Consider the following 15776-nt stretch of genomic DNA (forward strand, 5'->3'; position numbering starts at 1 on the left):
TTCCAGGCGGGGCGGTGGTAATAACCCATCACGAAGCGCCCGAGCGTGCCGCGCCCCATGATCTGATTGATCTGCATAACTTCGATGAACAGAACGACGAAGAAGAACGAGAAAAAAAATCGACAGCATCGTCAGCGGCTCATAAATGTCGCGCGGATCGACGACGCGGATGAAGCCGAAAAAATGGGCGACGCGCTCACCCAGCTTGCTGTATTCGAGGGCAAGAACCAGCCCACCGTAGAGCGGTGCCTTGACCAGCAGCGTCACCACAAAGGAGGCGCGACGCAGGCGAAGCCCCCAGGGGGTGCGGGCGAAAAATATCTCCATCCCGCCGATGCCCGTGGCGATCAAGCCGCCGTGGACAATGCCAATGAACGGGCCGATGAACAGGGCCGCGACGAGCGACGGTTGATACCCCTGGCTGATGATGGCCCCAAAAATCGCGCCAACCGTTGCGCCAGCGGCAACGACTTTGAGGAACCGCCGAACCCGTTGCCAATCCGCTTCCCGCATGGCGCTTCCTTTATTGCTGCGTCCGCCTTAAGCTCTTCAGTCGCCTCGATCCCCAGCAGCGACTGCGCGAATTTTTCAGCGTCGAAGGGGCGCAGATCGTCGGCTTTTTCACCAATGCCGATGGCGTGGACGGGCAGGCCGAATTTCTCCGCCAGCGCCACCAGCACGCCGCCCTTGGCGGTGCCGTCGAGTTTGGTGAGCACGAGGCCGCTGACCTGCACGAGATTGCGGAAGACCTCTACCTGACTATGGGCATTCTGGCCGACAGTGGCATCGAGCACCAGCAGCGTATCGTGCGGCGCACTCGGCTCGATTTTACGCATCACGCGCAGCACTTTGGCGAGTTCGTCCATGAGCTGCGCCTTATTGTGCAGGCGGCCAGCGGTATCGATCAGCAGCAGATCGGCCCCCGCAGCGCGGGCTTCGGCGATGGCATCATAGGCGAGGGCGGCAGCATCGGCCCCTTCGGGACGGAAGATGACCGGGCAGCCTGTCCGCTCGCCCCAAATCTTCAACTGCTCGACGGCAGCGGCGCGAAAAGTATCGCCCGCCGCCAGCATGACCTTTAAGCCCTGCTCGCGGTAGAATTGCGCGAGCTTGCCGATGGTCGTGGTCTTGCCCGAGCCATTGACGCCGACCACCAGCACCACATGGGGGGCGCGGCTGGCATCGATAACGAGCGGTTTCGCCACTGGCTCCAGAATCCGCGCGATTTCTTCGGCGAAAACTTCGCGCACTTCCCGGTCGCTCACGTCTTTGCCGAAGCGGGTTTTGCGCAGGTGCTTGATGAGATCGCCGGAGGTTTTTACGCCCAAATCGGCGGCAATCAGCAGCTCCTCCAGCTCCTCCAGCACCTCATCATCCAGCTTGCGCTTAGTGAAGATCGCCGAGATGCCCTCGGTGAGCTTGGCGGAGGATTTGGACAGGCCGCGCGTGAGGCGCTTCAGCCAACTGACTTTTTCCTCGGTCATGCCGCTTCTCCGCGCATCTGTTCGCCCTCGCGCGCCAGCAGGCGGGCGTGCACCCGTGCGCCGGGGGTGCCAGAGACGCCAATGACCGGCACGAAATGGCGCGTGCGCCCCAAGTTCACGTCTTCCAGCAGAATTTCTTCCACCCGGCCCGCTTGGCTATCGAGATAGCGGCTCAAGGCCGCCTCCCCCACCGCCCGCAGCTCAGCAGCGCGGGCTTTGATGACCGGCCCCGAAAGCTGCGGCATTTTCGCAGCGGGGGTACCGGGGCGCGGTGAGTAGGGGAAGACGTGGAGGTAAGTTAGATGTGCTTCCGCAACGATCCGCAGAGAATCTTGAAAATGGTCGTCAGTCTCGGTCGGGAACCCGGCGATCAGATCGGCCCCGAAAACCGTATCCGGGCGCAGGCGTAGGGCTTTTTCCGCCACCGCAATGGCATCGGCGCGCAGGTGGCGGCGCTTCATGCGCTTTAGGATCAGATCGGCCCCAGCCTGAACGGACAGATGCAAATGCGGCATCAGGCGCTCTTCCTCGGCCAGTGCGGCCCAGAGATCTTCGTCAATCTCGACCGGATCGAGGGAGGAGAGGCGTAGGCGCGGTAACTCCGGCACCAGCTTCAACACGCGGCGCACCAGCATGCCCAACGTCGGGGTGCCGGGCAGATCATGGCCGTAGGAGGTGACATCGACGCCGGTCAGCACCACTTCCGCATAGCCGTTTTCGACGAGGCGGCGCACCTGCGCCACGACTTCCCCAGCGGGCACCGAGCGCGAATTACCGCGCCCGTAGGGAATAATGCAAAAGGTGCAGCGGTGATCGCAGCCCTGCTGGACCTGCACAAAGGCCCGCGCGCGCCCATCAAAGCCTTCGATGAGGTGTTGGGCGGTTTCGCGCACTTCCATAATATCGTTTACCGAAACCCGCGCCTCGGCGGGATCGACGCCCCAGGCTTCGGGCTTCAGCTTCAGATCATTGCCGATGATCCGGTCGATTTCCGGCATCTCGGCGAATTTGGCCGTGCTCACCTGGGCGGCGCAGCCGGTAACGATGATGCGGGCATCGGGATTATCGCGCCGGGCCTTGCGGATGGCTTGGCGCGCTTGGCGCTCGGCTTCCGAGGTGACGGCGCAGGTATTGAAGATGATCGCATTCCCCTCGCCCGCTTTGGTGGCAAGGTCGCGCATCACTTCCGACTCATAGGTATTGAGGCGGCAGCCGAAGGTAACGAGTTGCGGTCCGGTCACACGAAGCGCTCCAGGGCAAGATCGCCCACGAACTCGCCGAAAAAGCTGGTGGCGATGGGGCCGGTCATCAGCACATGGCCATCGTCCGCGCGCCATTCCAGCGTGAGATCGCCGCCGTCCATGCTGACCACTAGGCGCCGGTCGGTCAGCCCACGCCGGATCGCGGCAACGGCGGCGGCACAGGCCCCCGACCCGCAGGCGCGCGTAATGCCCGCGCCGCGTTCCCAAACCCGAAAGCGGATATGATCGCGCGCCAACACCGACACGAGGCCGATATTCGCCCGTTCCGGCACCAGCGGGTGATGCTCGGCCTGCGGCCCCCAAGTGGCGAGATCGACCGCCTCGGCGTCGGGTACGAAGAAGGTAATGTGCGGATTGCCCATATTGGTGGCGACGCCATCGCTGAGCGGCCCCAGGGTCATCGGCACGTGCAGTGTATCGACGGCGCGTGCGAGCGGGATGGCGTCCCACGCCAGCCGCGCCGGCCCCATATCGACCGTGACGACATCGGTATCGACCCGCTGCGCCGGAAGCAGCCCGGCGAGGGTTTCGATCACGACCGCGCCGCGCCCTTCGGCCTGCATAGCGATATGGGCGATGCAGCGGGTGGCATTACCGCAGGCCCCCGATTCCGACCCATCGGGATTGAAAATGCGCATAAACAGGTCGGCGCGCCCGTCGCTGGGCGGCTCCATCACGATCAACTGATCGAAGCCCACGCCCGTGCGCCGATCCCCGACCGCGCGAATCCAATCGCGGGGTAGTTCCAGCGGTGCTCGGCGGCCTTCGAGAATGACGAAATCATTCCCCAGGCCGTGCATTTTTAAAAACGGCAGTCCCATGCACAACCCCTAATCGGAATGGCCGGGGGAATCAATGACCGCTCAAGCGCGCGGCCCTGCAAAAAGCGCGACCCTGAGAGATTGAGCGCGATACTGCGGGTCCGGCACAAATTATCGTCCCGTGCCATCCGGCACCACACGCCACACTTTGTTACCCACATCGTCGGCGACCAGAAGCGCGCCGCGCCGGTCAATCGCCACGCCCACGGGCCGTCCCATCGCCTGATCCTTGGCGTTGACGAACCCTGTCAGAATATCTTGTGGATCGCCCGAGGGTTTGCCGCCCGCGAAAGGAACAAAGATGACCTTGTACCCCGAGGGCGGTTCGCGGTTCCACGACCCGTGCTGACCGATAAAAGCACCGTTCTTATACGAAGCGGGAAACAGCGCGCCGGTGTTGAAGGTCAGGCCAAGCGAGCCGGTATGCGCCCCCAAGGCATAATCCGGCACAATGGCGCTTACCACCAAATCGGGGCGCGCAGGCTGGGGCCGCGCGTCGACATGTTGGCCGTAGTAGCTATAGGGCCAGCCGTAAAATCCCCCGTCCCGGACCGAGGTCATATAGTCGGGCACCAGATCGCTGCCGATTTCGTCGCGCTCGTTGACCGCCACCCACAGCGCGCCCGTCTCGGGCTGCCACGCGAGGCCGTTGGGATTGCGCAGGCCCGACGCGAAAAGGCGAACTTTCTGGGTAGCCAGGGTGATTTCGAGCACCGCCGCCCGGTTTTCCTCGGCGGCCATGCCATTGTCGCCCACATTGCTGTTGGAGCCAATTGTTGCAAACAGGCGCGTTCCGTCCGGGCTGGCGATAATATCCTTAGTCCAATGGTGGTTGATTGGCCCTGCGGGCAAAGCAACGATGGTTTTCGCCGGTGCGGTGATGCGGGTTGCCCCCGTCTCATAGGGGAAGGCAACGATGGCATCGGTATTGGCCACGTAAAGCGTTGCGCCGATCAGGGCCATGCCAAACGGCGAATGCAGGTTTTCCAGGAAGAGTGTGCGCGTTTCAGCGACGCCGTCGCCATCTGCATCGCGCAGCAAGGTGATGCGGTCGGCGCTGGGCACGCCTGCGCCGGCCCGCGCCATGACCAACCCCATCACCCAGCCTTTCAGACTGAACCCCGCATCGGGCTTAGCGGGTGCATTGCTTTCGGCGACCAAAACGTCGCCATTCGGCAGAACATGCAGCCAGCGCGGATGATCGAATCCCTCAGCAAATTCCGTGACTTTCATCCCATCGACCGCAGTCGGCGTAACCCCCTTGGGCCAGCCGACCGCAGGCGCAATATGGACGGTCGGGAACAGGCCGGGGTTTGGGGCTGGCAGGGTAGGCGTCGGACCATATCCGGCGGCGGAACTGACCGTCGCTTGCTCGCAGGAACTCAGGACCAGGACAGCCGATCCCAAGGCAGCGGCAGCGGCGACAACCGCAAACAGGATTTTTGACATTGCCGACCCTCGAATCAGAAGGGGCCAGCGACGGGTGTCGCTGGCACAATAGCATTTAACGCGTCAAAGATCAGTGATGATGCTCGGGCAGCGCCTTGATCTGGTCTTTCGTCCAGGCCGTTGTTGCGTGCACGTCGCCGTCTTCATCGCGCATGAAGGTGAGTTGGGTTGCCGTCAGCGCGACGGGTTTCGCGCCCAAGCCAAGAAAGCCGCCGACATCGACGATCACTTGGGTGCCCGGCCCCATCCCGTGTACATGAGAAACGGTGCCGATCTTTTCGTCGCCCGGCCCATAGACCGTGGCATCCATCAGGGTCGCTTCATTCAGCTCGCTATCGACAAGCCGCGTATGCGTTGCATGATCCATTTTGAATAGTCTCCTTCGGGTTCGTCACCATCGCACTGACTCGGACTAACAACGCACCAGGGCGGGTTGCGTTCCCCAGCGCTTTTCGCAGAAGCCAAGGGGGGCGCCGGAAACCGGCCTGCCCGATCTTGCGGTATCGCGGCACGGCGGCTTGCGGTACATCTGCTCGCAGATCCCGTCTCTCCTTGGGGAAGGCCGAATGGTCAATCTGACGCTCTCCAACCGCCGCCGCCGGTTTTATCTGTGGCTCGATCCGCGTTTGCCGACTGTGCGCAAGCAGGTGAGCCTGTTCGGCCGGATCGAAACGGCGGATGGGCAGGATGATCCAAGTTCCGTGGTGTTGACCGTCGCGGGTGCCCCCGCACCAACGCCGAGCGGGGTAGAGCAACCGGCGCAGCGGCGGATTCACCGGGCGGAAATCGTGCTGGAGAATTATCGCGCCACCCATCTGGCCGCCTATCCTGCCCGTGCGCGCGCCGCGCTGGTGTTCGACCGGCTGGAAGACGCGTGGCTCTACCACGATATGCACCGGGATGCCTTAAGCGGGCATGTGCTGAAACTGGCCGAAACGCGTGGGCTTTTCGCGGTCTCGCTGCATGATTCGCTCTGGACCGAAATTCTGGCGGGCTATGATAGCGAGGCGGTGGATACTTACGTCACCCGCGCCTATTGGGCCGGGGAAACCACCGTGGGGCGCATTCCGGACGGCGTGATTTTCAACCGGCTGCGGCGGCCCGAGCGGATTCCCGCGCTTGAAGGCTTGTTTTACGGCACATTGCGCTTTCCCGATCAGCAGTTAGAGCGCCATGATTTGCCGCGCCCAGCGGCCGTCCGCGCCCGGCTGGCGGCCTGGGGCGGCGGCGACTGGAATCTGGTGCATGAACCCGGCGAGGAAAGCGAGGCGGTGGCGCTCGACGCGTCTGACGCCAGTGAGGATGAGGAAGACGATCTCTTCGCCCATGAGGCGGAAGAGGATCCGGACGACGCGGCCCATCGACAGGTTTCGGAAATACCGAAAGCGCCCTAATCGCTCACGCGTTACGGCAAGCCCGGCGGGTAAGCGACGAATCGATAACAGAAATTTTAGAATCAACGCCTCGACAGCGTGAAAGCTCTTTGCTACGATTGTGTTACTGAAATGTCAGATGGGCCGTTGTGAGCCTTCTCCCCCTGGAGCGAGGCGCGCGGTTCGGAATCGGGACCGATCATGTGCCGTTGGCTTGCCTATACAGGATCCCCCCTGCGCCTTCATTCGCTGCTGTTTGAAGCGCAAAACTCGCTCATCAACCAGTCGCTCGCCTGCCAGCGCGGCAGTGTGGCGACGAACGGCGACGGGTTCGGCGTGGGGTGGTACGGCACGCAGGAAAAACCCGGCCTCTACCGCGACATTCGCCCGGCCTGGAACGACGATAATCTGCGCAGCCTGGCCGAGCAAATCGAAGCGCGGCTGTTTTTCGCCCATGTCCGCGCCTCCACCGGCACGCCGACGACGCGGCAGAACTGCCACCCGTTCCGCCACGGCAATTGGTTGTTCATGCACAATGGCCGCATCGGCGGCTATGATAAGCTGCGGCGCGATCTCGAATTCCGCATCGCCCCGCACCTCTACAACGACCGCATTGGCACCACCGACAGCGAAATCATCTTCCTGCTGCTGCTCGGCAATGGGTTGCTGACCGATCCGGCCCGCGCCTACCGCCAGACGATTGCCGATATCGAAAACGCGATGCAGGCCAATGGCGTCACCGAGCCACTGCGCTTCACCGCCTGCGCCACTGACGGGCAAACCCTGCACGCCATCCGCTATTCGTCGGACAATAGCGCGCCCTCGCTGTTCTACGCCCAAGGCCAAGAAGTGCAGGTCGAGAACGGCGCCTGCCATTTCCCCTGCGGCACGGGCGCGGTGCTGATTCTGTCGGAACCCTTGGACCGCGACGATGCCTGCTGGAACGAAGTGCCCGAAGGCTATTTCCTCACCGCCTCCGCCCATCGGGTTGCGCTGGAGCCGGTGATTGGGCGTGCAAAGATTAGCGCTGTGGCCTAGCGCCGCCGCTCTCCCCGACCATTCCTCTCTCTAAAATCGCAGAACCGATCCCGTCTCGGCGGGGGCGGTTGCACGCCTGTGCCCAAAAGAACCATTGATTCGTTATAATAGTTATATATCATAACATATATCGATGAACGAGGCCCAACCAATGAGCGCCTCGGCTTTGGGAGAGACGACACGATGAGCAGCCCTATTCCGGTCAGCGTTCCGCTTTTCATCAATGGCCAGCACGTCCCCGCCAGTACGGGGGCAGAGTTCGAGCGCCGTAATCCGCTCACGGGGGAAATCGCCAGCCGGGCGGCTGCCGCCAGCCTTGCCGATGTCGCAACCGCCGTTGCTGCCGCCGAAGCCGCCTTTCCCGCTTGGTCGGAGATGGGGCCAAGCGCCCGGCGTGGGCTGTTGCTGAAAGCCGCCGAAGCCCTTGTCGGGCGGGCGGAGGCTTTCGTTGCCGCAATGGCGACCGAAACCGGCGCAACAAAGGGCTGGGCGATGTTCAATGTCACCCTCGCCGCGAATATGATCCGCGAAGCCGCGTCGCTGACCACGCAAATCAGCGGCGAGGTGATCCCGAGCGATAAGCCGGGCTGCATGGCCCTGGCCGTGCGCCAGCCGCTCGGGGTGATCTTGGGTATGGCCCCGTGGAACGCGCCGGTCATTCTCGGCGTCCGGGCGGTTGCCACGGCGCTCGCCTGCGGGAACACGGCGATTTTGAAAGCCTCGGAACTCTGCCCGCTCACCCATAGTTTGATCGGCCAGGCTTTTGCCGATGCGGGGCTGCCGCCGGGGGTGCTGAATGTCATCAGCAATGCGCCGGAGGATGCCGCCGCGATCGTCGGCGCGCTGATCGATCACCCCGCCGTGCGCCGGATCAATTTCACCGGCTCCACCCGCGTCGGCAAAGTTATCGCCGCCCGCGCTGCCGCGCACCTGAAGCCGGTTCTGCTGGAATTGGGCGGTAAGGCCCCGCTGCTGGTGCTGGACGATGCCGATTTGGACGAAGCCGTGAAAGCCGCCGCTTTCGGGGCCTTCTTCAACCAGGGCCAGATTTGCATGTCCACCGAACGCATTATCGTCGATGCCAGCATTGCCGATGCGTTCGTCGCTAAATTCGTGGAAAAGGCGAAAACGCTCGTGGCGGGCGATCCGCGCGTCGGCGCTAGCCCCCTCGGCTCGATCATCGATCCTGTGGCGGTATCCGGCATTCAAGGCTTGATCGACGATGCCACCGCCAAGGGCGCAACGCTGCATCTGGCCGCCCCCGCCGCCGGAACGCTGCTATCGGCAGCGGTGCTCGATGGCGTGACCCCCGACATGCGGATTTACGCCGACGAAAGCTTCGGCCCGGTCACGACGATTGTTCGGGTGACGGGCGAGGACGAGGCGATCCGCGTCGCCAATGATACCGAGTACGGGCTGACCGCCGCCGTCTTCACCCGCAATATTGCGCGCGGGCTGAAAGTCGCCAAACGCATTCACTCGGGCATGTGCCACATCAACGGCCCCACTGTTCATGATGAAGCGCAAATGCCCTTCGGCGGCGTCAAGGCCAGCGGTTATGGCCGGTTTGGCGGTAAAGCCGGGATCGATGCGTTCACAGAACTGCGCTGGATCACGGTCGAAACCCTGCCCGGCCATTACCCGATCTAACCTTATACCCTCTCTTCAGAAAGCGGCACGCGATGACCAGCCCGGTTGCCTTTGACGTTGAAAATAATATCGCTTGGGTGCGGTTCAACCGCCCGGAGAAGCGGAACTGCATGAACCCGGCGCTAAACCGCCGGATGATGGAAGTGCTGGATGAGCTTGAGTATCGCGACGATGTGCGCGTGCTCGTGCTGTCCGGCGAAGGCACGTCCTGGTCCGCTGGGATGGATCTTAAGGAATATTTCCGCGAGACCGAAGCCAAGGGCATCGCCGCCACCCGCGCCGCTCAGCGCGACGCCTATGGGTGGTGGCGCCGCCTGCGCTGGTATCAGAAGCCGACGATTGCGATGGTCAACGGCTGGTGCTTCGGCGGCGGGTACGGCCCGCTCTTCGCCTGCGATTTGGCCTTTGCTGCGGAAGAAGCGCAGTTCGGCCTGTCCGAAATCAACTGGGGTATTCTGCCCGGCGGCGGGGCCACGAAAGTCGTGGTCGATTTACTGACGATGCGCGACGCCATGTACCACGCGCTCACCGGCGAAATGATCGACGGTAAAAAGGCCGCCGCCTGGAAGTTGGTGAATGAGGCCGTACCGCTCGCCGACCTCAAGGACCGCGTCACCGCCGTCGCCAATCTTCTCATCGCCAAGAACCCTGTGGCGCTGAAGGCAACGAAAGACGCCGTGCGCCGGGTGGGCGAAATGACCTACGATAATGCCGAAGATTATTTGGTCCGCGCGCAGGAAGCCGCCAATTCCTACGATAATGAAGGCCGCAAGGAAGGCATTCGCCAGTTCATCGATGCGAAAACCTATAAGCCCGGCCTTGGGGCTTACGACCTCTCCCAGCAAAAGTCCTGATCGATGGTCGGGGCGGTCGATGCGATTGGGCTGCACGCACGTCTGCGGCCCCAAGCGCTTGCGGTGGAAGATCTCACCCGCGCGCAAAGCTGGACCTATGGCGCGCTCAATCGGGCCGTCGGTCAATGGGTCGCGGCCCTTGCGGCGCGCGGCATTGGGCCGGGGGAGCGGGTGGCGGCGCTTGCCAAGAATGACGCGGGACTGCTCATTCTTCACCACGCCTGTGCGCGCTTGGGGGCGCTCTATGTGCCGCTCAATTGGCGCTTATCGACCGCCGAAATTACCAATCTGCTCGAAGATTGCCGCCCGGCCCTCTTGGTTGGGGATGGGTTGCTGGCAAGTTTAGGGAGCGCACCGGCTAGCCTTCCGCTCGCCACGCTGGCTGCTGAGGCGGACGCCCTCCCGCCGCGCCCGGAAGCGGCGTTCGACCGCACGCAGCCATCGCTGATTCTCTACACCTCCGGCACCTCGGGCCGCCCGAAAGGCGTGCTTCTATCCGAAAAGAACATCGAACAGACGGCAGTGAATTTCTCCGTCTTGGGGGAAGTCACCCATCACAGCCGGTTCCTCTGCGATGCGCCGATGTTTCATGTGATCGGGCTGATAACCAGCCTGCGCCCGGCCCTCTTGCGCGGGGGCGGGTTGCTGATTTCCGACGGCTTCATTCCAGCCCGAACGCTGGCCCGCCTCTCCGATCCGGCCTTGAGGATAAGCCATTACTTCTGTGTTCCGCAGATGGCGGCACTGCTGCGGGCCGAGGCAGGGTTTGATCCCGACCGCCTGCGCCATCTTACGGCGATTTTCACCGGCGGCGCGCCCCATCCGGCCCCGGCCATTCAAGCTTGGCTCAATGTCGGCATTCCCATCGTCGATGGTTTCGGTATGAGCGAGGCGGGTACCGTCTTCGGTATGCCCCTGGACCCGCAGATCATCGCCGGTCGCGCCGGTTCAGCCGGCATCGCAATGCCGGGAGTTCTGACGCGCCTCGTGACGGAGGATGGCGAAACCTGTGCCCCTGGACAGGTAGGGGAATTGCTGCTGAAAGGCGAGACCATCACCGCCGGTTATTGGCAGCGCCCCGAGGAAACCGCAAAAGCTTTTACGCCCGAAGGTTGGTTTCGCACCGGCGATCTTGCGCGGGCCGATGCGGAAGGCTTTCATTGGCTCGTTGATCGTAAGAAGGATATGTTCATTTCGGGCGGCGAGAATATTTTCCCGGCTGAAATCGAAGCCGCCGCCATCGCCCATCCCGAGATTGCCGAATGCGCCGCGGTCGGCCTGCCCGACGCGCGGTGGGGCGAAGTTGGGCATTTGTCCGTTGTTCTGAAAGCCGGTTGCACTCTCTCGGAGGAAGCGCTGCTGGCCTTCCTGGAAACCCGGATTGCCCGCTATAAGCTGCCCAAAACCATTCGCTTCGTGCCTGCGCTACCCCGGAACGGCGCGGGAAAACTGATTAAGGCCGAAATCAAACGGCACTTGTTGGAAGAGTAGCCGAAAACCTTCCGAGGCAATCGAGCGCATGGCGCTTTAGGCGATCTCCGGGTAATGCTACCGCCCAGCAATAACCGCAATGGCCGCTTTTTATGTCGAAACGCCTTGAGTCGGACTTAGACACATCCTTTATGGATGGTCTGATTGGTTATAATTTGCGCCGCGCCTATTTGGTGATTGCGCGTGATTTCGCCCAAAGCCTTGCTGGGGTCGATTTAGGGCCGGTGCAATTCACCATTCTAACGCTGATCGACGCCAATCCGGGGTGTACACAAAATATCATCGCCAAGGCGATTTCGATTAAGCGTACGAATTTCGTCGCCCTGCTCGATGGGTTGGAGGCGCAAGGGCTTGCCGAGCGCCGCCCCTCCCCGACCGACCGCCGCTCCCACGCTCTCTACCTCACCCACGCGGGCCAGACCATGCTCGCCGACCTGAAGCCGCGCATCATCGCCCACGAACAAAAATTCGCGGCGATTATGAGTAGCGCCGAGGCCGATTTGCTACGCGACCTCCTGGTTCGTCTGCGCCGGGTTGGGGCCGATTCAGCCGACGAGACCGAAATCTAGGCCACGCTCTGAATGAGATCGACGCCCAAGAACCGCTCCATGAGCGCAGGATCGGCGCTGACATCGGCGACCGAGCCCTGGTGCATAACCCGCCCGCGCTCCAGAAAAATCACCTGTTCGGCAAATTCCAAGGCGCGGTCAATCTGCTGTTCGACGAGGATAATGGTCATTTTCAGCGTCGTCAGCACCTGCATCAGTTGATCGCAAATCACGGGGGCGAGCCCCTCCAACGGCTCATCGAGCAACAGCACCGAAGGCCGCCCCAGCAGCGCCCGCGCCACGGAGAGCATCTGTTGTTCGCCGCCCGACAGCGCGCCACCGCCATTCAACCGCCGCTCCTTGAGGCGCGGGAACAGGGCATAGGCCTCCTCCAAATCCGCGCGGGGCCGCCCCTTAAGGCCGGTGACGAGATTTTTCCTCAACCGAGAGCGAGCGGAAAATATCGCGGGTCTGCGGCACATACCCCAATCCCAGCTCGGCCCGTCGCGAGGCTGATAAGGCGGTTAAATCGATTCCGTCTAAGGTGAGCGTGCCCGCATGCCGCCGGGTTTGCCCGACGAGGGTCGCGAGGGTTGTGGTTTTGCCGACGCCATTGCGCCCCAGGAGCGCAATTCGGCTGCCCGCCGGGGCCGAGAGGCTCACCCCATCGATAATCTGGGTCTGCCCATAGCCTGCCGTGAGGCCGCTGGCCTCCAAATGCCCTTTAGCTGCGGTCACGGGCTCTACTCCCCAAATAAACTTCGCGAACTTTTGGGTCGGCGGAAATCTCCGCCGCCGAGCCGCTGCACAGCACTTGGCCTTGCGCCAGAACGATGATGCGTTGGGCGAAGCGGAACACCAGGTCCATATCGTGATCGATCATCAAAACCGCGAGATCGGCGGGAAGCCGATCCAGGGCATCCAGAATACGGTGCGATTCGGAATGGGGGACGCCCGCCGCCGGCTCGTCCAGAATCAGCACTTTTGGCTTTAAGGCCAGCGCCAGGGCGATTTCCAGCAGCCGTTGCAGCCCATAGGCCAGGGCCGAGATGGGGGTTTCGGCGACAGCGGTTAGCCCCATCACCTCCAGCAAATCCTCTATCTCAGCCGCCGTCGCCGCGTCGGGCCGCAAACTGCCGAACAGGCGGAAGGTCTGCTTGCCCCGTTGCAGCAGCGCCAGATGCACATGCTCGCGCACGGTGAGGCTGGGAAACAGGCGCGCGATCTGGAACGAGCGGATCAATCCGCGCTGTACGCGGGCCTGGGGCGGCAGTTTGGTGACATCCTGCCCGTCGAGATGAATCGTCCCGGCGGAAGGCCGCAGCACGCCCGTCACGAGATTAACGAAGGTGGTTTTGCCCGCGCCATTCGGCCCGATCAGCGCGCAGCGTTCGCCCGATTGCAGGCTGATGTTGATATCCGCCGAAACCGCCAGCCCGCCGAAGTTCTTAGTCAGGCCCGCAACCTGCAACAGCGCGCTCATAGCGCCCTCCCGGAGATACGCTTGAGGAGTTTCTCGCTGAGCGCGGTAATGCCGCCCGGCGCGAATAGAACAATGCCAATCAGGAAAAGGCCGATGAACAGCATCCAGTGGAAGGGGTCGGTCGCAGCAAGAATATGATGGATGGTCATAAACGCCACCGTTCCAATAACCGCGCCATAAAGACGGCCCGTCCCGCCCAGCACCAGCATCACCACCGCTTCAGCAGATAGGGTAAACCCGAGGCTATCGAGCCCAACGATTCCCGTGGTCACCGTCGTCAACGCCCCCGCCAAGCCAGCGAAAGCGCCGCCGACGCCGTACATAACCACTAAATACCGGCGCGGGTTGCCGCCGAGCGCCGCAATCCGCAGCGGGTCCTCCTTCACGCCCCGGCAGGCAAGCCCGAAGGGCGAGCGCACGATGCGGCGCGCAATCCCATAGGCGACAATCAACACGGCCAGCGCGAAGAGATAGGAGGTGCGACCATACATATCAAAACGAAACAGACCGAAGACGGGGCTGGGATCGATGCCCGATAGCCCGTCGCTCCCCCCCGTCAACTCCCGCCATTTATTCGCCAGCGATTGTAGAAGTTGGGCGACGGCAATCGTCAGCATCAGCAGCGTCAGCCCGTGGGCGTGCAGAATCAGCGCGCCGGTCACCAGCGCAACCAGCCCTCCCGCAAGCGTGCCGATCAGCAGCAGCAGCAGCGGATCCTGAACAAAATGTACCGCTATAATCCCCGCCGCATAGGCCCCCGCGCCAAACAAGGCGGCGTGGCCCAGCGTCGCCACGCCGGCATAGCCCAGGACGAGATCGAGCGAGAGAATATACAGCGCCATTGTGGCGATACGGGTCAGAAGCCCCAAATCCTCGGGGAAAAGGAAATAGGCGAGAATGCCCGCGCCCAGCATCAACGGCAGCACGGCAGGTTCAGCGAACAGGCGGCCCCAATGGGCACGGCGATTTTCGAGCAAAGCGGGTAAACCCATCAAATCGCCTCTCATGCGGCCCTCCTATGGAAGAAGCCGTTCGGCCAGCGGAATAGAATGAGGATGAGGGCCGCCGAGAAAAAGAATTCCCCGAAGTTCGGCACAAGGTAGCGCCCGGCGGTATCAAGAATGCCCAAAGCCAGCGCCGCAACCACGGAGCCGAGAATACTGCCCGCGCCGCCAACGGCAACAACCGCTAAAAACAGCACAATGTAACGAATGGCGTAATAGGGATCGAGCGGGAGCAATTCTGCCCCCAGCACGCCCCCTAGCGCGGCAAGCGCGGTCGAAAGGGCAAAAACCGCCGTATAGAGCCGCTCGGTCCGAATGCCTAACGCTTCGGCCATTGCCGGATTATCCACCGCCGCCCGCAGCCGGATGCCGAAATTGGTGCGCTCCAGCAATGCCCATAGCCCCAGGATGGTGACGGCCCCGACGCCGATCACAAACGCGCGGTGGATTGGAATCGTCTTGGAGCCCAGGGAAACCGAGCCGCTCAAAATTTCGGGCAGCGGAACGCGCTTCACGGTCGGCCCGAAACCATAGTTCACAAGCGCAATAATAACGAAGGTCAGGCCGATGGTGAGAAGCACCTGCTGCAACTCGTTATTGCCGCCGTAGATGCGGCGATAGAGCAGCCGCTCTAACGGCAAGGTCACAATCACCGTCAGCAGGATTGCGCCGAGCAGGGCAACGCCATAGGGCAACCCGAGGCTTTGCATTCCATAGGAAGCGACATAGCCCGCGATCATGGCAAAGGCCCCATGCGCCAGATTCACCACGCGCATCAACCCCAGCATCACCGACAGACCAACTGAAATGATAAAGAGGATCGTGCCGTAGGCAACGCCGTCGACGGCGATCCCTAAGATTGTTTCCATTACGCTTCTCCCTGGAGGCACGCGCGGCCTGTGGGCCACGCGCAAGCCTCGGCCCTGTTTTTACAGCTATTTCAAAACGCCGGGATAGCCCCAATCGGGCTGATTGGGCAGAGTTTCAAACTGTGTGTTTTGCAGTTTTCCGTCTTTCTTTTCCGTCACGCGCAAATACACATTTTGGGTTACGTGGCGCGAGACCGGATCGATGGTCACGGGGCCGCGGGGGCTTTCCCACGACAGGCCCTTAATGGCATTGACGGCCTTAAGACCATCTTTTCCCCCCGCCGCTTCGATCATCTTGTAAATGGCATGAACGCCATCGTAAGCGCCGACTGAGAAGAAAGTGACCTTATCGGAACTGCCGAAAAGTTCCCGATGCTTGGCGAGAAACTGCTGATTGAGCGCCGAAGGATTGGCTTGGCTATAGTGGAAGGCCGTTTGAAGCCCAAGGGC

18 protein-coding genes are annotated in these 15776 nt (G+C 62.3%); 6 read left to right on the forward strand and 12 right to left on the reverse strand.

Going from position 1 to position 15776, the window contains the following annotated elements; genetic code table 11:
* The 6 genes from VZ95_RS03390 to VZ95_RS03415 form a co-directional block, all read right to left on the reverse strand.
* The coding region (locus VZ95_RS03390) for a hypothetical protein (protein ID WP_045774628.1) at positions 1 to 351 on the reverse strand (351 nt) is incomplete at its 3' end.
* Complete coding sequence (gene ftsY, locus VZ95_RS03395; protein ID WP_084627549.1) at positions 348 to 1484, reverse strand: signal recognition particle-docking protein FtsY; 1137 nt, start codon at positions 1482 to 1484, stop codon at positions 348 to 350. The genes VZ95_RS03390 and ftsY, both read right to left, overlap by 4 nt.
* On the reverse strand, positions 1481 to 2725 hold the full coding sequence (gene mtaB / locus VZ95_RS03400; protein ID WP_045774629.1) for a tRNA (N(6)-L-threonylcarbamoyladenosine(37)-C(2))-methylthiotransferase MtaB: 1245 nt from the start codon (positions 2723 to 2725) through the stop codon (positions 1481 to 1483). Before mtaB ends, ftsY begins: the two co-directional genes overlap by 4 nt.
* A complete protein-coding gene (gene dapF, locus VZ95_RS03405) occupies positions 2722 to 3567 on the reverse strand; it encodes a diaminopimelate epimerase (protein WP_045774630.1) in 846 nt (281 codons plus the stop codon). Before dapF ends, mtaB begins: the two co-directional genes overlap by 4 nt.
* Positions 3568 to 3678: 111 nt before the next feature.
* Positions 3679 to 5016 carry a PQQ-dependent sugar dehydrogenase gene (locus VZ95_RS03410; RefSeq protein ID WP_045774631.1) on the reverse strand — a complete coding sequence of 446 codons (1338 nt, stop codon included), beginning with the start codon at positions 5014 to 5016 and terminating at the stop codon, positions 3679 to 3681.
* A 70-nt stretch (positions 5017 to 5086) separates the two neighbouring features.
* Positions 5087 to 5383, reverse strand: coding sequence for a hypothetical protein (locus VZ95_RS03415; RefSeq protein WP_045774632.1), 297 nt, complete (start codon positions 5381 to 5383; stop codon positions 5087 to 5089).
* Between the two features lie 199 nt (positions 5384 to 5582).
* On the opposite strand from VZ95_RS03415, the gene VZ95_RS03420 reads away from it, so the two are divergent.
* The 6 genes from VZ95_RS03420 to VZ95_RS03445 all read left to right on the forward strand — a co-directional run bounded on the left by VZ95_RS03420 (position 5583) and on the right by VZ95_RS03445 (position 11991).
* Positions 5583 to 6410 (forward strand): hypothetical protein, encoded by an 828-nt coding sequence (locus VZ95_RS03420; protein WP_045774633.1) that lies wholly within the window; start codon positions 5583 to 5585, stop codon positions 6408 to 6410.
* A gap of 180 nt (positions 6411 to 6590) precedes the next feature.
* Positions 6591 to 7427: a class II glutamine amidotransferase gene (locus VZ95_RS03425; RefSeq protein WP_045774634.1), complete on the forward strand. Its 837-nt coding sequence runs from the start codon at positions 6591 to 6593 to the stop codon at positions 7425 to 7427.
* 183 nt (positions 7428 to 7610) lie between these two features.
* Positions 7611 to 9077, forward strand: a complete 1467-nt coding sequence (locus VZ95_RS03430; RefSeq protein WP_045774635.1) for an aldehyde dehydrogenase — start codon at positions 7611 to 7613, stop codon at positions 9075 to 9077.
* A gap of 32 nt (positions 9078 to 9109) precedes the next feature.
* Entirely contained in the window at positions 9110 to 9931 is an 822-nt protein-coding gene (locus tag VZ95_RS03435; protein WP_045774636.1) for a p-hydroxycinnamoyl CoA hydratase/lyase, read from the forward strand.
* Positions 9932 to 9934: 3 nt separating this feature from the next.
* Positions 9935 to 11422, forward strand: coding sequence for an AMP-binding protein (locus VZ95_RS03440; RefSeq protein WP_045774637.1), 1488 nt, complete (start codon positions 9935 to 9937; stop codon positions 11420 to 11422).
* Positions 11423 to 11553: 131 nt separating this feature from the next.
* The gene (locus VZ95_RS03445; RefSeq protein WP_052711445.1) at positions 11554 to 11991 is read left to right on the forward strand and encodes a MarR family winged helix-turn-helix transcriptional regulator; all 438 of its coding nucleotides are present in this window, start codon (positions 11554 to 11556) and stop codon (positions 11989 to 11991) included.
* Here VZ95_RS03445 and VZ95_RS27910 read toward each other — a convergent pair.
* From VZ95_RS27910 to VZ95_RS03470, 6 genes are all read right to left on the reverse strand, one after another.
* Positions 11988 to 12365 carry an ATP-binding cassette domain-containing protein gene (locus tag VZ95_RS27910; protein ID WP_269747050.1) on the reverse strand — a complete coding sequence of 126 codons (378 nt, stop codon included), beginning with the start codon at positions 12363 to 12365 and terminating at the stop codon, positions 11988 to 11990. The genes VZ95_RS03445 and VZ95_RS27910 overlap by 4 nt on opposite strands.
* A 19-nt stretch (positions 12366 to 12384) precedes the next feature.
* Entirely contained in the window at positions 12385 to 12708 is a 324-nt protein-coding gene (locus VZ95_RS27915; RefSeq protein WP_269747051.1) for an ATP-binding cassette domain-containing protein, read from the reverse strand.
* Positions 12695 to 13453 carry an ABC transporter ATP-binding protein gene (locus tag VZ95_RS03455; protein ID WP_045774639.1) on the reverse strand — a complete coding sequence of 253 codons (759 nt, stop codon included), beginning with the start codon at positions 13451 to 13453 and terminating at the stop codon, positions 12695 to 12697. The genes VZ95_RS27915 and VZ95_RS03455 overlap by 14 nt, the downstream gene beginning before the upstream one ends.
* Positions 13450 to 14460, reverse strand: a complete 1011-nt coding sequence (locus VZ95_RS03460) for a branched-chain amino acid ABC transporter permease (RefSeq protein WP_052711446.1) — start codon at positions 14458 to 14460, stop codon at positions 13450 to 13452. The genes VZ95_RS03455 and VZ95_RS03460 overlap by 4 nt, the downstream gene beginning before the upstream one ends.
* Positions 14457 to 15326, reverse strand: a complete 870-nt coding sequence (locus VZ95_RS03465; protein ID WP_045774640.1) for a branched-chain amino acid ABC transporter permease — start codon at positions 15324 to 15326, stop codon at positions 14457 to 14459. Before VZ95_RS03465 ends, VZ95_RS03460 begins: the two co-directional genes overlap by 4 nt.
* A 66-nt stretch (positions 15327 to 15392) precedes the next feature.
* On the reverse strand, positions 15393 to 15776 hold a 384-nt coding region (locus VZ95_RS03470), incomplete at its 5' end, for an ABC transporter substrate-binding protein (protein WP_045774641.1).

Source organism: Elstera litoralis (assembly GCF_000963705.1).
Taxonomy (GTDB): Bacteria; Pseudomonadota; Alphaproteobacteria; order Elsterales; family Elsteraceae; genus Elstera; species Elstera litoralis.

Excerpts from the sequence above, each read along its gene's own strand:
- ftsY (WP_084627549.1), bottom strand. The coding sequence starts at position 1,484 with ATGACCGAGGAAAAAGTCAGTTGGCTGAAGCGCCTCACGCGCGGCCTG.
- dapF (WP_045774630.1), bottom strand. The coding sequence starts at position 3,567 with ATGGGACTGCCGTTTTTAAAAATGCACGGCCTGGGGAATGATTTCGTC.
- VZ95_RS03410 (WP_045774631.1), bottom strand. The coding sequence starts at position 5,016 with ATGTCAAAAATCCTGTTTGCGGTTGTCGCCGCTGCCGCTGCCTTGGGA.
- VZ95_RS03415 (WP_045774632.1), bottom strand. The coding sequence starts at position 5,383 with ATGGATCATGCAACGCATACGCGGCTTGTCGATAGCGAGCTGAATGAA.
- VZ95_RS03420 (WP_045774633.1), top strand. The coding sequence starts at position 5,583 with ATGGTCAATCTGACGCTCTCCAACCGCCGCCGCCGGTTTTATCTGTGG.
- VZ95_RS03425 (WP_045774634.1), top strand. The coding sequence starts at position 6,591 with ATGTGCCGTTGGCTTGCCTATACAGGATCCCCCCTGCGCCTTCATTCG.
- VZ95_RS03430 (WP_045774635.1), top strand. The coding sequence starts at position 7,611 with ATGAGCAGCCCTATTCCGGTCAGCGTTCCGCTTTTCATCAATGGCCAG.
- VZ95_RS03435 (WP_045774636.1), top strand. The coding sequence starts at position 9,110 with ATGACCAGCCCGGTTGCCTTTGACGTTGAAAATAATATCGCTTGGGTG.
- VZ95_RS03440 (WP_045774637.1), top strand. The coding sequence starts at position 9,935 with ATGGTCGGGGCGGTCGATGCGATTGGGCTGCACGCACGTCTGCGGCCC.
- VZ95_RS03445 (WP_052711445.1), top strand. The coding sequence starts at position 11,554 with ATGGATGGTCTGATTGGTTATAATTTGCGCCGCGCCTATTTGGTGATT.
- VZ95_RS03455 (WP_045774639.1), bottom strand. The coding sequence starts at position 13,453 with ATGAGCGCGCTGTTGCAGGTTGCGGGCCTGACTAAGAACTTCGGCGGG.
- VZ95_RS03460 (WP_052711446.1), bottom strand. The coding sequence starts at position 14,460 with ATGAGAGGCGATTTGATGGGTTTACCCGCTTTGCTCGAAAATCGCCGT.
- VZ95_RS03465 (WP_045774640.1), bottom strand. The coding sequence starts at position 15,326 with ATGGAAACAATCTTAGGGATCGCCGTCGACGGCGTTGCCTACGGCACG.